At 60.5% G+C, this 19,516-nt stretch carries 21 protein-coding genes; 10 read left to right on the top strand and 11 right to left on the bottom strand.

All coding sequences use genetic code 11. The features are described from left to right. Positions 1-25 precede the first annotated feature (25 nt). The 6 genes from AB4N44_RS28770 to AB4N44_RS28745 all read right to left on the bottom strand — a co-directional run bounded on the left by AB4N44_RS28770 (position 26) and on the right by AB4N44_RS28745 (position 4,784). Positions 26-682 (bottom strand): DUF2931 family protein, encoded by a 657-nt coding sequence (locus AB4N44_RS28770; RefSeq protein WP_460110981.1) that lies wholly within the window; start codon positions 680-682, stop codon positions 26-28. Further along, positions 682-2,223, bottom strand: coding sequence for a phospholipase effector Tle1 domain-containing protein (locus AB4N44_RS28765; protein WP_460158147.1), 1,542 nt, complete (start codon positions 2,221-2,223; stop codon positions 682-684). The genes AB4N44_RS28770 and AB4N44_RS28765 overlap by 1 nt, the downstream gene beginning before the upstream one ends. Positions 2,224-2,359: 136 nt before the next feature. Continuing rightward, positions 2,360-2,722: a DUF6124 family protein gene (locus tag AB4N44_RS28760; protein WP_016982978.1), complete on the bottom strand. Its 363-nt coding sequence runs from the start codon at positions 2,720-2,722 to the stop codon at positions 2,360-2,362. 577 nt (positions 2,723-3,299) lie between these two features. Beyond that, positions 3,300-3,779: a GNAT family N-acetyltransferase gene (locus tag AB4N44_RS28755; protein WP_123593881.1), complete on the bottom strand. Its 480-nt coding sequence runs from the start codon at positions 3,777-3,779 to the stop codon at positions 3,300-3,302. A gap of 13 nt (positions 3,780-3,792) precedes the next feature. After that, positions 3,793-4,005 carry a DUF4287 domain-containing protein gene (locus AB4N44_RS28750; RefSeq protein ID WP_150730017.1) on the bottom strand — a complete coding sequence of 71 codons (213 nt, stop codon included), beginning with the start codon at positions 4,003-4,005 and terminating at the stop codon, positions 3,793-3,795. A gap of 230 nt (positions 4,006-4,235) precedes the next feature. After that, on the bottom strand, positions 4,236-4,784 hold the full coding sequence (locus AB4N44_RS28745) for a cytochrome b (RefSeq protein ID WP_460110986.1): 549 nt from the start codon (positions 4,782-4,784) through the stop codon (positions 4,236-4,238). Between the two features lie 209 nt (positions 4,785-4,993). Here AB4N44_RS28745 and AB4N44_RS28740 point away from each other — a divergent pair, with 209 nt between their 5' ends. From AB4N44_RS28740 to AB4N44_RS28705, 8 genes are all read left to right on the top strand, one after another. Beyond that, positions 4,994-5,671: a thermostable hemolysin gene (locus AB4N44_RS28740; protein WP_460110988.1), complete on the top strand. Its 678-nt coding sequence runs from the start codon at positions 4,994-4,996 to the stop codon at positions 5,669-5,671. Continuing rightward, the gene (locus AB4N44_RS28735) at positions 5,661-7,142 is read left to right on the top strand and encodes an AMP-binding protein (protein ID WP_460110991.1); all 1,482 of its coding nucleotides are present in this window, start codon (positions 5,661-5,663) and stop codon (positions 7,140-7,142) included. The genes AB4N44_RS28740 and AB4N44_RS28735 overlap by 11 nt, the downstream gene beginning before the upstream one ends. After that, on the top strand, positions 7,139-7,813 hold the full coding sequence (locus AB4N44_RS28730; protein ID WP_460158146.1) for a TenA family transcriptional regulator: 675 nt from the start codon (positions 7,139-7,141) through the stop codon (positions 7,811-7,813). Before AB4N44_RS28735 ends, AB4N44_RS28730 begins: the two co-directional genes overlap by 4 nt. After that, positions 7,800-8,609 carry an SDR family oxidoreductase gene (locus tag AB4N44_RS28725; protein ID WP_460110994.1) on the top strand — a complete coding sequence of 270 codons (810 nt, stop codon included), beginning with the start codon at positions 7,800-7,802 and terminating at the stop codon, positions 8,607-8,609. Before AB4N44_RS28730 ends, AB4N44_RS28725 begins: the two co-directional genes overlap by 14 nt. Then, complete coding sequence (locus AB4N44_RS28720) at positions 8,606-9,250, top strand: tetratricopeptide repeat protein (RefSeq protein WP_460110996.1); 645 nt, start codon at positions 8,606-8,608, stop codon at positions 9,248-9,250. The genes AB4N44_RS28725 and AB4N44_RS28720 overlap by 4 nt, the downstream gene beginning before the upstream one ends. Before the next feature lie 11 nt (positions 9,251-9,261). Next, complete coding sequence (locus tag AB4N44_RS28715) at positions 9,262-9,924, top strand: response regulator (protein ID WP_007910671.1); 663 nt, start codon at positions 9,262-9,264, stop codon at positions 9,922-9,924. Further along, complete coding sequence (locus tag AB4N44_RS28710; RefSeq protein ID WP_455805742.1) at positions 9,921-11,336, top strand: ATP-binding protein; 1,416 nt, start codon at positions 9,921-9,923, stop codon at positions 11,334-11,336. Before AB4N44_RS28715 ends, AB4N44_RS28710 begins: the two co-directional genes overlap by 4 nt. Before the next feature lie 155 nt (positions 11,337-11,491). Next, positions 11,492-12,055 carry a GNAT family N-acetyltransferase gene (locus AB4N44_RS28705; protein ID WP_455805744.1) on the top strand — a complete coding sequence of 188 codons (564 nt, stop codon included), beginning with the start codon at positions 11,492-11,494 and terminating at the stop codon, positions 12,053-12,055. Between the two features lie 49 nt (positions 12,056-12,104). Here AB4N44_RS28705 and AB4N44_RS28700 read toward each other — a convergent pair whose 3' ends face one another. From AB4N44_RS28700 to AB4N44_RS28680, 5 genes are all read right to left on the bottom strand, one after another. Continuing rightward, complete coding sequence (locus tag AB4N44_RS28700) at positions 12,105-13,178, bottom strand: NAD(P)-dependent alcohol dehydrogenase (protein WP_134173893.1); 1,074 nt, start codon at positions 13,176-13,178, stop codon at positions 12,105-12,107. Positions 13,179-13,333: 155 nt separating this feature from the next. Further along, a complete protein-coding gene (gene arsH, locus AB4N44_RS28695; RefSeq protein ID WP_460110999.1) occupies positions 13,334-14,029 on the bottom strand; it encodes an arsenical resistance protein ArsH in 696 nt (231 codons plus the stop codon). Positions 14,030-14,038: 9 nt separating this feature from the next. Then, positions 14,039-14,509, bottom strand: a complete 471-nt coding sequence (locus AB4N44_RS28690; protein ID WP_460111001.1) for an arsenate reductase ArsC — start codon at positions 14,507-14,509, stop codon at positions 14,039-14,041. 10 nt (positions 14,510-14,519) lie between these two features. Next, positions 14,520-14,867 carry a metalloregulator ArsR/SmtB family transcription factor gene (locus AB4N44_RS28685; RefSeq protein WP_460111003.1) on the bottom strand — a complete coding sequence of 116 codons (348 nt, stop codon included), beginning with the start codon at positions 14,865-14,867 and terminating at the stop codon, positions 14,520-14,522. Between the two features lie 208 nt (positions 14,868-15,075). Next, entirely contained in the window at positions 15,076-15,960 is an 885-nt protein-coding gene (locus AB4N44_RS28680; RefSeq protein ID WP_123593896.1) for a LysR family transcriptional regulator, read from the bottom strand. 133 nt (positions 15,961-16,093) lie between these two features. Here AB4N44_RS28680 and AB4N44_RS28675 point away from each other — a divergent pair, with 133 nt between their 5' ends. Both AB4N44_RS28675 and AB4N44_RS28670 read left to right on the top strand, forming a co-directional pair. Beyond that, positions 16,094-17,755 (top strand): GMC family oxidoreductase, encoded by a 1,662-nt coding sequence (locus AB4N44_RS28675; RefSeq protein ID WP_460111005.1) that lies wholly within the window; start codon positions 16,094-16,096, stop codon positions 17,753-17,755. 134 nt (positions 17,756-17,889) lie between these two features. Continuing rightward, on the top strand, positions 17,890-19,512 hold the full coding sequence (locus AB4N44_RS28670; protein WP_007910646.1) for an MFS transporter: 1,623 nt from the start codon (positions 17,890-17,892) through the stop codon (positions 19,510-19,512). Positions 19,513-19,516 lie beyond the last annotated feature (4 nt).

Genomic DNA, 19,516 nt, shown 5'->3' with positions numbered 1-19,516 from the left:
AAGAGAAGTGTCACCTGCGTGTCTACTACCAACTCCCGTACGGTATGCCGTACTTTTCGACGTACAGCTTAGCCTTCTCACTCACTGGATAAGCATAACGACCACCGTTTTTTCCTTGCTGCGCACCTAGCGGCTCAACCTCGCCTTGGCCTCGAGCGACCTTGATAGGATTTCGGCATGAGTCTTTTACCCAAGCCTGTATAACACCGCCAGGAGCAAGGCCTACGTAAAGAGACGCCATGAATCGAGCGGTTTTATCTGGGGTTTCCGGGCAGCGTTGATGTGTGGATGTCACCATCAACTGTGTGGCTTTTTCAGGAATATCAATAAACCCGCGATAGGTTTTCTGCTCAGTGATGGACTGCCAACGTACGGAAATGCGTTTTGGAAGGTCGGCCCCTGTTACCGGCATTCCCGATCCTGTCACAGCTCCCCAGCCACGTGCTGACTCGGTGCCAATGTCGGGTTCTCCTGAAGCGGCAGTGCTTTTGCCGGCTTTGGAAAATACCTTGTCGTTGATGTCCTGAACGGAGCTGTCCTCTACCCAAACTTTCATGTAGTTCGGCTCAACGAACACTAATTCCCACCATGGGTATTTTGGGTCGTTTCCGCCGGTTTCGGCTCCTCCGGACTGGCACCCCGACAACAGTAAAACGCCCAAGAGGGCAATCATTGATTTCATTACCAAAGCGTCCAGTCAGGTACATGGGGGTGTTGTACGCGAATCCCGTCTTCCGTGGGGGCATTGATATAAACGGCGTCGATGCCACTTCCATCTCTTCTTCCGAGGGGATGATTCCAGTTGGCGGAGGTATGAATGTACCTCAGTTTAAGAAGTGCCTCTTCCTCTGGAGTGGTTGTGTAATCACCGGCGACAAATCGATCGCATAGCGGTTGGAGCTCCTCGGGTACGGAATACTCACCATCATCGGGAATGTCGATGAAGCGAACACCTTTTTCTTTTGCCAATTCATACATGACTTTCAAATAAACCCTCGAAAGCTTGCCGCTAACTGCGCGTTTGAGTTGCAGAGCTGCGAACACGCGCTTCTGACCGGGGGAAAGCCTGTCTTGATTTTCACGTGGGAGTTCTACAGACGCGGGGGTGACAATTTCCAGCAAATGAGCAGGCCATCCCTTTGCAACCCATTCACTTTTTGCTCGTGCAGCATCACGGTAGATCGAGGTGCTTGCGACGTCGGTAAAAGTAGATACCGCCAGGGTTTGCATGGGGCTCACCAGCACGCACTCTTCAACTTCGTCGAGATAGCTGCCGCCGATATCAGAGTGGACGCCGGGAAAGGTGAACTCCGGGTGAGCGGGCTTCACCCGGCTGAGCGCAAAGTTTGCGCGGCATTCATCACGAGCAACCAAGTGGACAACGTCCTTGAAATACTTCCGATCCAGATAGAGCTTCACACCGGGAGCGATAGGACTTTTCACTCGCCCAAAATTCGTGAAACCGGCGATCGAGGGTACGGTGTCGAACAGCCCGATGAACCCCATGTTGATGCCGCTTCCGTATTGACTATCAAAGGTTCGGCTGAAGTCTCTGGCGCTGCCGTTTAGTAACGCCCCTAACGGTCCTTGCTTGCCTCTGACAACCTCGTTCGAAAAGTGCCGCGCTGCAGCGGCTCCCCGACTAAAGCCAAACGTATCAAAAGTCAGAGAAGCAATTTCGCTGTTTGAATTTTCCTTCAATGCTTCTTCAACAATGTGGATGATCTGCGTGAAGGATGTCTGTACACGGCCGGCGACTCCTGTGTCACCGCGCCCCATACCGGAACCCAGCGCACTGTCTTTTTTATCGTTCTCCGTACCGATACCGTCGATGTAGATAGCACGCGAAACGCGCCTCAAAGAACCTTCCCCCCCGTCTTCTTTGATCTCTTCATACAGTGAAAACAATTTTTTTACGTTGGTAGGCCCGGCGCCATAACTGCTGTCCGGATCTTTCATATAGGGCTGACAACTGACAGAAATATCCTGAGGCGCAATCGGATGCTGCGCCCCACACAGCAATCCAGCCGCCGTGTTATTCGCATTATTCCCAGTGCCATCAAAGAAAACTCCAATCCTCAACGCAATCCCGATTTTCTCAGGTTCGCGCGCAGGTTCTTTCCCGTGCTTCTCATATTCCGCCCAACGCTGGGCGTGAATATCGACGGGTTTGGCTTCTTCGTAGCGGTAGTTTTTCGGGGGGTTGGGTACGTAGCCACTCATCCGTGATTCCTGGTTCTGATCCTTGAGAACGGCCCGAAGGGTGACAGCCGAGGCTGGGGGGCGCAAGCCGTGGCCGTGTGCCAGCCAAGGTGTGACAGCGGGGTTCGACGAGGGTTTCCCCTCGTCGGGGTGGGGGTTAGCTGGCGATTTCGACGTTATCCAGCGCTTGGTTGACGGCGATTTCGCCGAGCATCACGACTTGGGCGATGCCCAGTGCGGTTTTGCGGTGGGGGGTGTCGAGCATGGCGGCGAAGTTGAGGAGCATTTCGCTGGCGGAGCCGAGGGTTTCGCTGGCGTTGGCGAGCAGGGATTCGCTGTTGTACTTCGGGTTGGCGAGGTACATGCGTTCGGGTTGTTGGGTGCTGGCCATGATTTGGCTGGCGGGTTTGAGGTAGTGGTCGAGGGCGCGTTCGGCGGCTTCGTGGAATCGCTTGGAATCGGGGGATTCGTAGGGGGATGTGGGGTCGGTTTCGGGTGGGTTGGGTGTTGGTTTGATCATTGATGAAGCTCCTACGTCAAAAAAAGGAGCCATCACTCTCGCTACCAAACGAGGGTGGCGGCCATGCGCAGGTTGGTAGACCGGGACGTAGAAAACCGGCGCGCCCGAAGACGCCCTGTGCATGACCACCATAAAGCCGTGTCGAACAGACACTGCGAATCATGATGCTTATGCAATCTACGAAAACTCAGGGCTACCAAACCCGATCGCTGTTTTTCAGCGACCGACAGACGATAGAACCCGCGACCTAGACGCACAAGCCGGCGGATTCTGGCTTAGTCGTAGGTAACGGCGCAAGGCGTTGTAGGGTTTCGGTGGTTACTTGAGGCTTCGTTTAAACAGTGGTGGCTTTTACTGTTTATTTCGGTCAGTGGTTGATGGGGTGACTGGGTGGGCGACTTCGCGAGCAGGCTCGCTCCCACAGGGGATTTGTGGTCGGCGCGAGACTTGCTGTGGCTGGGCTGGCGTTATCGCGAGCAGGCTCACTCCCACAGGTTTTGTGTTGGGCTCGGGGCTTGGGGCGGCCGGGCTGGCGTCTTCGCGGGCAAGCCCGGCTCCCACAGGGATTGGGGGATGGTTAGGGTCGGTGGCGTTTCATGTTGATGAGGGCTGAACGTTTGCCACCCGGCGCCGGGCGCTCTTCGATGGAGTACGGCACGAAGCCAAGTTTTGGGTAAAGCAGCAGGCCTGCGGTGTTTTCATTGAAGCAAGACAGTTGCACTTCCTTGGCCTGGTATTTTTCGAACCCCGCTGCGGTCATGGTCTCAACGATGTATCGCGCAACCCCCTGACCTCGGGCGTAGGGTGCGACGATGACGTTGCCGATGCAGCAGATGCCATCGTGCTCAGCGCGGTAGAAGTTGGCGAAGCCGACGAATTCGCCGTTGGCCAGAAAAGCCGTGGAGTCGAAGCGCTGGCTGATTGCGCTGTGCATTTGCTCTTCCGTCAGCGGGAAGTTGGCTTTAGGGAACATGAAGAACAGTTCTTGTTCGCCCTGGGGAAAGCTGCAGAGGGTGTTGACGTCGTCGGCCGTCACTGGCCGGTGGGAGAAATTCATCGCTGCCCTGCCCTCACTTTTTACCCGCCAGATGATGCGCAACCAATGCGTTGGCATGACCATGGCCCATGCCATGTTCTTCCTTGAGCCACGCCACCAGTTCCATGTGTTTCTTGTCGGTGATGCTGGCGAGCAGGTTTAGCCAGTGTTCGATGGGCTGGCCGTATTTTTTCTCGATGGAGGGGAAGTACGACGCCGGGCCTTTTACCTTGTTGTCTTCGCTCATGCTGCAAGCTCCCTGTGGTCACGACGGAGGGTCGGCGGACGCTCCTTGTCGGCAGGTCATAGAGTGGACGCGAAGTGCGGCTCCGGCAACTGCCCCGCTCTGCCAGGCACCACAAAAAACTGTGGGAGCGAGCCTGCTCGCGAAGAGGCCGTGTCAGCCAATATCATCGTAGGCTGACACACCGCTTTCGCGAGCAGGCTCGCTCCCACAGGGGTTGTAGTGGATCAGGGTTATTCGGTGCGGCCCGGCAGCATCCGCACGAGGGTGTTATCCCGCACCCAATAATGGTGGAACAACCCCGCCAGCGCGTGCAGCCCGATCAGCCAGTAGCCGGTGCTGCCAATCAGTTCATGCCAGTACTTCAGTTGTTTGCCGAAGTCCGGGTCGATGGCCACGGGCGCCGGGACGTGGAAGCCGAAGTACGGGAACGGTTTGTCGGCGGCGGCGAGCATCAGCCAGGCGAGGATCGGCGTGGCGATCATCAGGCCGTACAGTGCCAGGTGTGTCAGGTGCGCGATGCCGGTCTGCCACGCCGGTGGCTTGGGGGTGATCGGCGGGCGTGGGCTGAGGCGGCCGAGCAGGCGGAGCCAGACGAGGGCGAAGATGCTCGCGCCGAACAGGCCGTGGAAGCCCATCAGCAAGCCGCGTGCTTCGCTGCCCTTGGGCAGGTAGCCCTTGATTTCGACGCAGGCGTAGACGCCGACAAACAGCGCCAGCATCAGCCAGTGCAGGGTGATTGAGAGTTTTCCGTAACGGGTTACGGCGATGTCGCGGGACATAAGCTGCGCCTCTTGATTGTCGTGAGTGACGGCCGATTCGTTCGACCGCCTCGCTCCGGTTGTTGGGCGAACCGACGGCGTTACCCTGCCCGCCCAGTCTTAAGAGAGTCTGAAGACAGACCCTCAGGTTAACCTTTTTTCACCTTCAGACTTCGTTAAGAAATGCCTCCGATACTCGCCTCAAACCTATTGAGGGAGGCGTTCTGCCCATGCCCGAATTTGACTGGAACATCCCCCTGCCCCTGCGCTTCGGTCAAGCCGAAACGCCGCAGATGACGTTGACCGGCGCCCGGCCCGACGATGCCCTGCGAGAGCCGTTCGAAGCCTTTATCCAGCAACGTTTTCGCAAGGCCCATGGCGCCGATATCCGCCACTTCATGCCCGAGCTGTTCGGCATGCACAACGGCGATGGCGAGTTGTGTGCCGTGGCCGGGGTGCGTCGCGCGCATCTGGAATCACTGTTCCTTGAGCGCTATCTGGATGAGCCGATCGAGCCGTTGATCAGTGCGGCGGCGGATCGTCCGGTCGAACGCAGCGCCATCGTCGAAGTCGGCAACCTCGCCGCCAGCGACACCGGCAGCGCGCGCCTGAGCATCATCGCCATCACCTACCTGCTGGCCATGGGCGGCCTGGAATGGGTGACGTTCACCGGCAACATCGGACTGGTCAACAGCTTCCATCGCCTGGGTCTGAAGCCAGTGACATTGTGCGCCGCTGACCCGGAACGATTGGGTGACGAGCGTCAACACTGGGGCAGTTATTACGAAAGTAAACCTTGGGTGCACGTCGGCAACATCCGCGCCGGGTTCGTCCATTTGCGCAATATCGGCCTGTTTGCCCGCCTGGGTTTGCCGGGCTCGATTGAAGGAGCCTGCCATGTCGCTTGACCTGCAACGCTTCCAGGAAACCCTGCGCGACCATGCCCGGCGCAATGACAACGCGACCGCCCTGTGGGGCGACACGCTGAAACTCGATTACGCCACCCTGTATGCCGAGGTGCTCTATCGCCAAGAGCGCCTGCGCGATGAGCAGGCGCAGGTGATTGCGCTGGCGTTGGACAACGGCGTCGACGCGATGCTCTGGGATCTGGCTGTGCTGTTCGAAGGCCTGACCTGCGTGACGCTGCCGCCGTTTTTCACTGCGGCGCAGCGCACCCATTGTCTGGAACAGAGCCAGGCCGAACGGGTGATCGCCGAGCCAGAATTGGACGCAGAACTGCTCGCGGCCGGCTATGAACAACGTGGCGAGTTCTGGTGCCGTTCGTTCAGTGGCCCCAGTCGCATGCCGGCCGGTACCGCAAAACTCACCTTCACCTCCGGCACCACCGGCACGCCGAAAGGTGTGTGCCTGAGCGCCGAGAGCCTGCTGCGCGTTGCACGGGAGCTGCATCAGGCCAGCGAAGTGACCGGTCCGCAGCATCATCTGGCGCTGTTGCCGTTGGCGATTCTGCTGGAGAACCTCGGCTGTTACGCCGTGCTGTATGCCGGCGCCATGTTGAGTTTGCCGAGCCAGAAAACCCTCGGCATTCAGGGCGCCAGCGGCGTCGAGATTCCGCGTCTGCTCGGTTATCTGGCCAGCCGTGCACCGGAGAGTCTGATCCTGGTGCCGCAGTTGCTGCTGTTACTGGTCAGCGCCGCCGAGCAGAAAGCCTTCGACCCGCAAACCCTGCGCTTTGCCGCTGTCGGCGGTGCGCGGGTCTCGGGGGATCTGCTGCATCGCGCGCAACGAGTCGGGCTGCCGGTTTATGAAGGTTACGGCCTGTCCGAATGCGCCTCGGTGGTGTGCCTCAATCGACCCGGTGCGCGCCGCCCCGGCAGCGTCGGCCGACCGTTGCCGCATGTCGAAGTGCGGCTGGCCGAGGACGGCGAAGTGCTGATCAAGGGCTCGACACTGCTCGGTTATCTGGGCGACGCGCCGTACGCCGAGGAATGGTGGCCGAGCGGCGATCTGGGCGAGTTCGACCCGGAAGGTTTTCTCTATCTCAAGGGCCGCAAGAAGCACCAGTTCGTCACCAGTTTCGGGCGCAACGTCAACCCGGAATGGGTCGAGTCCGAGCTGACCCAGCGCCGCCACATCGCCCAGGCGTTCGTTTACGGCGAGGCCTTGCCGCGCAATCACGCCCTGCTCTGGCCGCATCGCCCGGACTGCACCGACGCCGAACTGGCCGCTGCCGTCGCCGAAGCCAACGAGGCTTTGCCCGATTACGCCCAGGTGCATCAGTGGACGCGCCTGCCGCACCCCTTCAGCGCCGCCAATGGCTTGCTCACCGCCAATGGCCGCCCACGCCGCGACGCCATCGTCGCGCAGTACCACGCGCAATTGACCGAATCCGCTGTTTCCGAGGAGTCCGCATCATGAGTTTTTTTGACACCCTGCAAGAAGCCACGCAACAGGAACGCCACGCACTGTTCAACCTGCCGATCATCGTCGATGCCCTGCAAGGCACGGTCAGCCTCGACAGCTATCGGGCATTTCTCGCGCAAGCGTATTACCACGTGCGCCACACCGTGCCGCTGATGATGGCTTGCGGTGCACGCCTGCCGTCGCGTCTGGAATGGCTGCGCAAAGCGGTGGCCGAGTACATCGAAGACGAGTACGGCCATGAGCACTGGGTGCTCAACGACATCGCCGCGTGTGGCGGCGATCGCGATGCGGTGCGCGACGGTCAGCCGTCGTTGTCGATCGAGCTGATGGTCAGCTTCCTTTACGACCTGATCGCCCGGGGCAATCCGGTGGGTCTGTTCGGCATGGTCAATGTGCTCGAAGGCACCAGCATCGCCCTGGCCACTCACGCGGCGGGCAGCATTCGCGAGCGCCTGGCGTTGCCGGAAACGGCGTTCAGTTATCTGAGTTCCCACGGTTCGCTCGACATCGAGCACATGCAAACCTATCGGCGGCTGATGAATCAGCTCGAAGATCCTGCCGATCAAGCCGCCGTGATCCATGCCTCGAAAGTCGTCTATCGCCTGTACACCGACATGTTCCGTGGCTTGCCGCGTGACGCGGAGGCTCAACATGCAGCTGCGTGATGCGCGGGTGGTGCTGACCGGTGCCAGTGGCGGCATCGGTCTGGCCATCGCCGAAACCTTGTGCGCTGCCGGTGCCCACGTGCTCGCGGTGGCGCGGCATCAAGAGGCACTGCTGCCGCTACTCAAGCGCTATCCCGAGTCGTTGTGCTGGGTCGCGGCCGACCTGACCTTCCTCAGCGACCGGCGCAAAGTGCTGGTCGCCGCCGAAGCCATCGGTGGCATCAACCTGCTGATCAACGCCGCCGGGGTCAATCACTTCGCCATGCTCGAACAGCTGGATGACAGCGACATCAACGCGATGCTGGCGGTGAACATCAGTGCGCCGATGTGCCTGACCAAACTGCTGTTGCCGCTGCTCAAGCAGGCCGACAGCGCCATGGTGGTCAACGTCGGCTCGACCTACGGCTCGATCGGCTACCCGGGTTACGCCAGTTACTGCGCGACCAAGTTTGCTTTGCGCGGATTTTCCGAGGCGCTGCGCCGGGAGCTCGCTGACACCCGGGTCAGCGTGCTGTACGTCGCGCCGCGCGCCACGCGCACCTCGATGAACAGCGCCGCCGCACAAGCGTTGAACGACGCACTCAAGGCGAACGTCGACGATCCGCAAACCGTGGCTTCGGCGGTGATCCATGCAATTGCCGGTGATCGTCGCGACCTCTACCTGGGCTGGCCGGAACGCTTCTTCGTCCGCCTGAACAATCTGCTCCCGCATCTGGTCGATCGAGGCCTGCGCAAGCAGTTGCCGCTGATCCGCCGCCTCAGTGAAAAACCTGACAACGAGTCGCCAAAGCCATGAAAAAACTATCCGCATGCCTGTTGCTCGCCGCCCTCAGTCAAAGCGTCTGGGCGCTGGAACCGGCCGACCAGCAACGTCTCGAGGGCATCCAGCAGAGCTGGGCGCACATCCAATATGAAGTGGCGGAAAAACAGCGCGCCGCCGCGTTCGAACAATTGGCCAACGAGGCCAACACGTTCACCACGCAACGCCCGGCGGTGGCCGAAGCGTGGATCTGGAAAGGCATCGTCACCAGCAGTTGGGCCGGTGCCGAAGGCGGACTCGGCGCTCTGGGCAAAGCCAAGGACGCCAAGGCCGATCTGGAAAAATCCTTGACCCTCGACCCCAAAGCCCTGCAAGGCTCGGCCTACACCAGCCTCGCCGCGCTGTATGACCGTGTGCCCGGCTGGCCCATCGGCTTCGGCGACATCGACAAGGCCGAGCAACTGCTCAAGCAAGCCTTGCAACTCAACCCCAACGGCATCGACAGCCTGTACTTCTGGGGCGATCACCTCTACCGTCAGAAGCGCTACGCTGAAGCCAAAGCAGCGCTGATCAAAGCTCAGCAAGCCGCGCCGCGCCCGGGCCGGGAAAGTGCCGATGCCGGGCGCCGCAAAGAGATCGCCGCCCTGCTGATGGACGTGAACAAGAAACTCGACTGACAGGAGTCCGCGTGCGTTTATTACTGGTTGAGGATGACGTCGCGCTGGGTGAAGGCATTCATCAGGCGCTGGGCCGCGAGGGTTACACCGTCGACTGGCTCAAGGACGGCAGCAGTGCGTTGCATGCGCTGCTCAGCGAAACCTTCGATGTCGCCGTGCTGGATCTCGGTCTGCCGCGCATGGACGGCCTGCAAGTGCTGCGCCGCCTGCGCGACAGCGGTTCGAATCTGCCGGTGCTGATTCTGACCGCCCGTGACGCCACCGAAGATCGCATCGCCGGGCTTGACGCCGGGGCCGACGACTACCTGATCAAACCGTTCGACCTGGACGAACTCAAGGCACGCTTGCGCGCCTTGTTGCGGCGCAGTGCCGGGCGCGCCCAGGCGTTGATCGAGCATGCCGGCATCAGCCTCAACCCCGGCACCCAGCAAGTCAGCTATCAGGGCCAGCCCGTGGCCCTGACGCCCAAGGAATATCAGTTGCTGCACGAACTGCTATCACCGCCGGGCCGGGTCATGACCCGCGATCAACTGATGCAGCTGCTTTACGGCTGGAACGAAGAAGCCGAAAGCAACACCCTCGAAGTGCACATCCACCACTTGCGCAAGAAGTTTTCCACCGACCTGATCCGCACCATTCGCGGTGTCGGTTATCTGGTGGAGGAGCGTCGATGACCTCGATCCGCCGCCGCACGCTGACCTTGATCATCGGCCTGTTGCTGGCCGGTCTCGCGGTGCTCAGCACCTTCAACCTGCACGACAGCAACCACGAAATCGCCGAAGTCTACGACGCGCAATTGGCGCAGAACGCGCGCCTGCTGCAAGGCGTGATGCGCATGCCCTTGGCCAGCAAACAGCACGCCGAACTGTACCAGGCGTTCAACTCGGCGCTGGGCGAAGCGGTGCCGCGCGGCGAAGGTCATCCTTACGAACGCAAAATCGCTTTTCAGGTGTGGAATCCTGCCGGTGATGTGTTGGTGCACACCGCCAGCGCACCGTCCTTCAGGGCGCCACCGACTCAGCCCGGCTTCAGCGACGTGGTGGATCTGAACAATCGGCACTGGCGCGCCTTTCTCCTTGAGGACAAACAGAACGGCCTGCGCATCTGGGTCGGTGAACGCGACGATGTGCGCGCCGATCTGGTCGACCGCATCGTCCGCCACACGCTGTGGCCGAACGTGGTCGGCAGCCTGCTGCTCGCGGCGATGGTCTGGCTGGCCATCGGCTGGGGCCTCAAGCCCTTGGCGAACATGGCCGAGACCTTGCGCGCCCGTCACAGCGGTTCGCTGGAACCGTTGCAACTGGCGCCGCTGCCCAGTGAGCTGGAACCGATGCAGGCAGCGCTCAACCGCATGCTCGCGCAGATCCAGGAAGTGCTCGGCCGTGAACGGCGCTTTATCGCCGACGCCGCCCACGAGATGCGTACGCCGCTGGCGGTGCTGCGCGTGCATGCGCAGAACCTGCAGGAGGCCGGCACCGAGCAGGAACGCCGCGAGTCGCTGGCGTTTCTGATCGCCGGGGTCGACCGCACCAGTCGTCTGGTCAACCAGTTGCTGACCATGGCGCGCCTGGAACCAAAACCCAATCCACCGCCGCTGCAACCCATCGACCTCAGCGAAACCGTGCGCAACAGCCTGGTGCAGCTGACGCCATGGTTGCTGAGCAAGCACCTGGAATTGGCCTTCGAAGACAGCGCCCAGCCGTTCAACATCATGGCCAGCCCCGGCACGATCGACATTGCCCTGAACAACCTGATCACCAACGCTGCGAACTTCTCCCCCGAACACGGTGTGATCACCGTGCTGCTCAGTCAGGCCGAGGGTTTCTATCACTTGAGCGTTGAAGATCAGGGGCCGGGCATTGATGAAACGGACCGGGCACGCTTGTTCGAACGCTTCTACAGTCGCGGCAATGCCCACGGTGCGGGGCTGGGACTGACCATCGTCAACACCATTGCCACGCAGTTGGGCGGACGAATCACTCTGGTCAACCGCGCTGAGGGCGGCCTGCGTGCGACCTTGTCGATCCCTGACGGGCAACCGCGCCCCGCATCGCAACGCAGCACCCGCGAGCCGTCTAAGGGCTGAGCCTGTCGCGGCGCCAGGAGCGCCACCGTCCGGTAAAACAGTGGCCGCGCGTCGGAATCTGATCCAGATCAGCTTCCGGGGCTGACATCGGTGTAGAACAGACTCAGCGCACTCTCCTGCGCGTTGCTCGTTCAGCCCCGATGGAGGCTCATCTCATGCTCACTGTCAAAGACCACAATGACCGCGCGGCGCCGGCCTATGCCGCGCACCTAGGTGAATACTGGATCGAGTCGCTCAGGGATGGCCGCCACGTCTTGGTCCGTGCCCTGGCCGCCGAGGATCGCGAACGCGAATACGCGTTCATCAAGCGCTTGTCGCCCGAGTCCCGACACCTGCGCTTTCTTGCGCAGATCAGTGAGCCGGGCACCGCGTTGCTCGATCAGTTGATGGACGTCGATTACAAACAACGCGCGGCCTTCATCGCACTGGTTCACGAAAATGGCGAATTGATCGAGATCGGCATCAGCCGCTACGCCGCCACGGGCGAACAGGACTGTGAATGCGCCGTCACGGTCGCCGATGAGTGGATGCACCTGGGCCTGGCCACGTTGCTGATGGAACATTTGATCAAGGCTGCCCGGCACAACGGTTTCAAGCATCTGTATTCGGTGGATTCCGCCAGCAACACGGCCATGCGCGACCTCGCCCGATCACTGGGCTTTGAAACCCACAGCGATCCTGATGATGCCCATCAAGTCATTCATCGCCTGAGTCTGTAGCGACATTCCTGCGCCCCGCACCTTTAAACGTTGCGGGGCGCGTTGCCGATTACGGCGTGATCGCTACCTTCATCACCCCATCGCGCTGATGCGCGAACAGTTCATACGCGGCTTCGATATCGTCGAGTTTGAAGTGGTGGGTCACCAGCGGCGACAGATCGACACCACCGCTTTGCACCACCGCCATCAACCGGCGCATGCGTTCCTTGCCGCCGGGGCACAGGGTGCTGACGATGCTGTAATCGCCCAGCCCTGCCGCGAAGGCATCGTAGGGAATGCGCAGGTCCGATGCGTAAACCCCCAGACTCGACAGGCGTCCGCCCGGGCGTAACACCCGCAACGCAGACTCGAACGTGCCTTGGGTGCCCAAGGCTTCGATGGACACATCCACGCCGCGCCCATCGGTCAACGCCATGATTTGCTCGACCACGTCGCCGTCCTTGAAATTGACCACATGGGTCGCGCCCAACTGCCGCGCGACACTCATGCGCTCGGCCACCGCGTCGACACCAATGATCACGCTCGCGCCCTTGAGCCGCGCCCCGGCCACCGCGCACAGGCCGATAGGCCCCAGCGCGAATACCGCAACGCTGTCGCCGATACTGACTTCACCACGTTCGGCGCCGGAGAACCCGGTGGACATGATGTCCGGGCACATCAGCACCTGTTCGTCACTCAGCCCATCGGGGATCGGACACAGGTTGGCCAAGGCATCGGGCACCAAGACGTACTCCGCCTGGCAGCCATCGATGATGTTGCCGAATTTCCAGCCGCCGGTGGCGCGAAAACCGTGGCGAGTGTCCGGCCCGTCCTGGGAGCCGCAGCCGCACAGACAGGCGTAGCTTTGGCCGCTGGGGGTGATGGCGCCGGCAATCACCCGTTGGCCTTCGAAAAATCCGCGCACCTGTGAGCCGAGCTTCTCGATCACGCCCACCGGTTCGTGACCGACGGTCAAACCTTTGGCCACCGGATACTCGCCACGCAGGATATGTACGTCGGTGCCGCAGATTGTCGTGGTGGTGATACGCACCAGCGCGTCCAGCGGGCCAACCTCGGGGATCGGTTTGTCATCCAGCACGATGCGATTCTTTTCGACGAATATCGCCGCTTTCATCATGGCCATGATCGAGACTCCTGTGCAGGTGTTTGCACTGAGTTCAGCACCTTTCCAAGGCTGCGCCGAACTGACCGACACAAGGTTGATCACCATCAATCAAAGCTGGATTGCGCCCGCCGTTGCCGCACGTGAACGCGGCCGACCCTCGCTACGGGACGGCCTTAAATCGAACGTTGGTTGACCCGCGCCATCAGTTGCTCAGCACTTTCCTTGCGCTCGGAGTAGCGGTCGACCAGATGCGCCTGTTGATCGCGCAGCAGCACGGTGAACTTCACCAGCTCTTCCATCACATCGACCACACGATCGTAGAACGGCGACGGTTTCATCCGCCCGGTGTCGTCGAACTCCATGTAGGCCTTGGGCACCGAGGATTGGTTGGGGATGGTGAACATGCGCATCCAGCGGCCTAGTACGCGCAACTGGTTGACCACGTTGAACGACTGCGAACCGCCGCAGACTTGCATCACGGCCAGGGTTTTACCCTGGGTCGGGCGTACCGCGCCGAGTTCCAGCGGCACCCAGTCGATCTGCGCCTTGAACACAGCGGACATCGCGCCATGGCGTTCGGGTGAGCACCAGACCTGGCCTTCCGACCACAGCACCAGATCGCGCAGTTCCTGCACTTTGGGATGGTCGACCGGAACGTCGTCGGGCAGTGGCAGGCCGGACGGATTGAAGATGCGCGTTTCAGCGCCGAAATGTTCGAGCAGGCGCGCGGCCTCCTCTACCAGCAAACGGCTGAAGGAGCGTTCGCGGGTCGAGCCGTAGAGCAGCAGGATGCGCGGTTTGTGCACGCCCGCTTGCGACGGTTTGGCGTTATCGAACAGATTGAGATCGAGGTTGGGCAGTTCGGACATAAATCCTCCTTAAAGCGCGCCGATGCGGTCGAGCTCAGCCTTGAGTTGGTCGCGGCTGAGCGAGTGGAAAGGCAGATCGAGGAAGGCCTGACAGCGTTGGCCGATGCGCATAAGGGTCGCGTGAAAAGCCGCGTCGACAGTGGCTTCGTCGCCCTTCACTTCGGAGGGATCTTCCAGCCCCCAATGGGATTTCAGCGCCGGGCCGAAATACACCGGGCAGACCTCGCCAGCGGCTTTGTCGCACACGGTGATGACGATGTCCGGCGGGTTGCTTTCGAAGGCATCGTTGCCCTTGCTGTGCAAGCCATCGATAGCGATGCCATGCTTTTGCAGGGTCAACAGGCTGCGCGGCAGGACTTGGCCTTTGGGAAAACTGCCGGCACTGACCGCTTCAAACCCGGCGGGCGCCAAGTGATTGAACATGGCTTCAGAGAGAATGCTGCGGCAGCTGTTGGCCGTGCACATGAACAGGATTCGCATGGTTTGCTCCTTAGCAGCAGGCGGTTTCACGGACAGGACGGCCATCCATGTTTTGCAGACGGGCAGTGTTGTCTTTGAGCCAATCGGCGTTGGCCCTGGACGTCACCTGCAGGATTTCGCGCACCCACGCTGGCAGCTCCGGGTTAAGGCGGTAATAGACCCACTTGCCCTGACGACGATCGAGCAGCAAGCCATTACTGCGCAGTTGTGCGAGGTGGCGGCTGATTTTCGGTTGGCTGTCGCCGAGTGCGCACATCAGCTCGCAGACGCAGAGTTCACCTTGTTCGGCGATGAGCAGCATGGCGCGGACGCGGGTTTCGTCGGCGAGGCTCTTGAAGACTTCGGTGGGAGTGATCATGGGACGGGCTCATCACATACGGAAATCCGAATATACGGATATCCATATATAAATCAACCCGGAGATGACACACATCTCGTGTGATATGCGCATACCCCTGTGGGAGCGAGCCTGCTCGCGAAGGCGGTGGGTCAGGCGAGATTTGCGTATCAGATACACCGCTTTCGCGAGCAGGCTCGCTCCCACAGGGGGATTTGGATACAGCTGGTTAACCGCGTAAAAGCCCCTGCTCCGCCTCACACAACCCCACCACATAATCCCAGACCACCCGCAGCCGCACCGACTTGTGCAACTCGCGCCGCGTGCTGATCCAGTAACTGCGCTCAATGCTTTCATCCGGCAGTAATGGGACAAGGTCAGGGTCAGATGACGCCATGTAGCACGGCAACACCGCAATGCCCAATCCCGACCGCGCCGCTTCCTGCTGGGCAATGACGCTGGTGCTATGGAACACAACCCGAGGGCTGCGGCAGAAGCTGTTGAGAAACATCAGTTCCTGGCTGAACAGCAAATCATCGACATAACCGATCCACGCATGCCGCCCGAGGTCTTCGCGGCTTTGCAGCGGCGGCGCCTTATCGAGATAGCGTTGGCTGGCGTACAACGCGAGGCGATAGTCCGTGAGTTTGCGCGTGACGAGCATGTCCGCCGCCGGGCGTTCGAGGTGAATGCTGATTTCCGCTTCACGGTTAAGGATGCTGACAAAGCGCGGCACCGCGACCAGTTCCACTTCCAATCCCGGATAGCGCTCGAACAAGCCGATCATGCGGCTGGCGAGAAACTTGATGCCCAGCCCTTCGGTGACGCCGACACGAATCTTGCCCAGTGGCGCGGTGGATTGGGTGATCTCTTCCTGCGCCAGCAAGGCAACGTTTTCCATCGCCTCAGCATGTTTAAGCAACGCTTCCCCCGCCGGGGTCATTTCGTAGCCTTGCGCATGCTGGACGAACAACGCGGTGCCGAGGCTTTTTTCGATGGCTTCGATATGGCGGGCGACGGTGGCGTGGGTGGTGTTGAGGCGGCGGGCGGCGGTGAGCAGGCGGCCGCTGCGTTGCAGTTCGAGAAAAAACCGCAGGTCGTTCCAGTCGAACATGGCGTGTCCTTGTCGGCTATGGTCTATGCAGGCTGTTTGAAAACGCACAGCGGCTGCGCAAAAACTAACATTCTTTTAACGAAAGCTAACAACTAGAGTGTCCGACAATAAAAACAAAAAGCGAGGTCAGGGAATGCAGACTTCCCTCGATGAATACGACTACATCGTGGTCGGCGCCGGCCCTGCCGGGTGCTTGCTGGCCAATCGACTGTCGGCAGATGCGCAGCAGCGCGTGCTGTTGCTCGAAGCCGGCGGGCGCGACAACTATGCGTGGATTCACATTCCTGTCGGTTACCTGTTCTGCATCGGTAACCCGCGCACCGACTGGTGCTTCAAGACCGAAGAACAACCCGGTCTCAACGGCCGCGAGCTGAGCTATCCGCGCGGTAAAGTGCTGGGCGGTTGTTCGTCCATCAACGGCATGATCTACATGCGCGGCCAGGCCAACGACTACGATGGCTGGGCGGCCGAGGGCAATCCGGGCTGGGCCTGGAATGACGTGTTGCCGCTGTTCAAACAGAGCGAAAACCATTTTGCCGGCGCGGCTGAATTTCACGGCGCCAAGGGTGAGTGGCGGGTTGAACAGCAGCGCCTGTCGTGGCCGATTCTGGATGCGTTTCGCAGTGCCGCCGAGCAGAGCGGCATCGCCAGCATCGACGACTTCAATCAGGGCGACAACGAAGGTTGCGGCTACTTTCAGGTCAATCAAAAATCCGGGGTGCGCTGGAACGCGGCGAAGGCGTTTTTGAAACCGGTGCGTGACCGGGCGAATCTGACGGTGCTGACCGGGGTTGAGGTGGATCGGGTGTTGCTTGAGGACGGTCGCGCAACAAAAGTCAGTGCCCGTCATGAAGGTCAGACCAAGCAGTTCAAGGCGCGCAAGGAGATCGTCCTGTGTGCCGGCGCGGTCGGATCACCAAGCATTTTGCAGCGCTCCGGGATTGGCCCGCGCCCACTGCTCGAACGCCTCGGTATCGGCGTGATTCATGAGCTGCCAGGCGTCGGCGGCAACCTGCAGGATCACCTGCAATTGCGCCTGATCTACAAGCTGGAAAATGCGCGCACACTGAACCAGATCGCCGGCAGCGTGTGGGGCAAGATGGGCATGGGCCTGCGTTACTTGTATGACCGCAGCGGGCCGCTGTCGATGGCGCCGAGTCAGTTGGGCGCGTTTGCGCGTTCGGGGCCGGAGCAGACCTCGGCGAATCTTGAGTACCACGTGCAGCCATTGTCGCTGGAGCGTTTTGGCGAACCGTTGCACAGCTTCCCTGCCTTCACCGCCTCAGTTTGCGATTTGCGTCCGCAGAGTCGTGGACGCATCGATATTCGTTCGGTGGATCCGCAGGAAGCGCCGTTGATTCAGCCCAACTACCTCAGTCATCCAGAAGATTTACGCGTCGCGGCTGATGCGATTCGCCTGACCCGCCGCATCGTCAGCGCCCCTGCCCTGCAAGCGTTCAAACCGGTGGAATATCTGCCCGGCGCCAGCCTGCAAAGCGAAGCAGAGTTGCAGCAAGCAGCAGCGAAAATCGGCACGACGATTTTCCATCCGGTCGGCACCTGCCGCATGGGCAATGACGGCGATGCGGTGGTCGATGCGCAACTGCGCGTCCACGGCGTGCCCGGTTTGCGCATTGCCGATGCGTCGATCATGCCGCGCATTACCTCGGGTAACACGTGTTCGCCTACGCTGATGATTGCCGAGAAAGCGGCACAACTCATCCTGGCTGGACCTGTACACAGTCCAAATGTGGGAGCGAGCCTGCTCGCGAATGCGGTAGCACATTCAACATAAACGTTGACTGACACGACGCCTTCGCGAGCAGGCTCGCTCCCACAGGAGTCATCAACAGATTCAAAGCATCGCGCATCACCCGAACACGCAACACCAGTGGAACAACAAAAACAATCACTGTGAGGGATACCGATATGTCAGAACACGTTCAGCCGCTGGACGCCGTGCGCAGCGTCGAGACCAGCCCGGATACACGCAAAGTCATCTTCGCTTCCTCACTGGGGACGGTGTTCGAGTGGTATGACTTCTTCCTCTACGGCGCGCTCGCGGCAGTGATCAGCAAGCAATTTTTCGCCGGGGTCAACGACACCACCGCGTTCATCTTTGCGCTGATGGCCTTCGCCGCAGGCTTTATCGTGCGGCCGTTCGGGGCGCTGGTGTTCGGTCGGTTGGGGGACATGATCGGGCGCAAATACACCTTTCTCGCGACGATCATTCTGATGGGTGTGGCGACGTTCTGCGTCGGCCTGCTGCCGACCTACGCCAGCATCGGCATCGCCGCGCCGATCATTCTGGTGGTGCTGCGCATGCTTCAGGGCTTGGCGCTCGGCGGTGAATACGGCGGCGCTGCGACCTATGTGGCCGAGCATGCGCCAATCGGCAAACGCGGTTTCCACACCAGCTGGATTCAGTCCACCGCCACCCTCGGTCTGTTGCTGTCGCTGCTGGTGGTGCTCGGTTGCCGCTACTTCACCGGCGATCAGTTTGAAGTCTGGGGCTGGCGTATTCCGTTCCTGCTGTCGATCGTGCTGCTGGGCATTTCCACCTGGATCCGCCTGAGCCTGCACGAGTCGCCGGCCTATCTGAAAATGAAAGAGGAAGGCAAAACCTCGAAGGCGCCGATCCGCGAATCCTTCGGCAAATGGGAAAACCTCAAAGTCGTGTTGATCGCCCTGTTCAGCATCAACGCCGGCCAAGCGGTGACCTTCTACGCGGCGCAGTTCTACGTGCTGTTCTTCCTCACCCAGTTCCTGAAAATGGACCCGGCGGTGGCCAACACTTTGTTGATCATCAGCGTGGTCATCGGCGCACCGTTCTTCATCTTTTTCGGCTGGCTGTCGGACAAGGTCGGACGTAAACCGGTGTTGATGCTCGGCTTGCTACTGGCCACGGCGCTGTACTTCCCGATCTTCAAGTCCCTCGCGCACTACGCCAACCCGGCGATCGATCAGGCCAGCCGTCAGGCACCGATCACCGTGCTGGCGGATCCGGCGACTTGCACCTTCCAGTTCGACCCGGTCGGCAAAGCCAAATTCGACAGCCCGTGCGACAAGGTCAAAACCTTCCTGGTCAAGCAAGGCCTGCCCTACTCCAGCGCCGCTGCGCCTGCTGGCAGCGCCGTGCAGGTGAGCGTCGGCGACGTCAAACTCGACGGCTTCGATGAGGCTGCACTGCGCGGTGCGATCACCCTGGCCGGCTACCCGCAACAGGCTGATCTGCAGCAAATCAACAAACCGATGATCGTCGCCCTGATCGTGGCGCTGATCATCATCTCGGCGATGTGCTACGGCCCACTGGCGGCGCTGATGGTCGAACTGTTCCCGACGCGCATTCGCTACACCTCGATGTCGCTGCCGTACCACATTGGTAACGGCTGGTTTGGCGGGTTCTTGCCGACGGTGTCGTTTGCGCTGGTTGTTTATACGGGGGACATCTTTTACGGGCTGTGGTATCCGGTGCTGATTACCGGGGTGAGCCTGGTGGTGGGGATGATCTGTTTGCGTGAGACGAAGAATATCGATCTCGACAAGAACTGAAACT

Source organism: Pseudomonas sp. S3_C06, from assembly GCF_054667675.1.
This window is presented reverse-complemented; position numbering and strand designations above follow the sequence as displayed.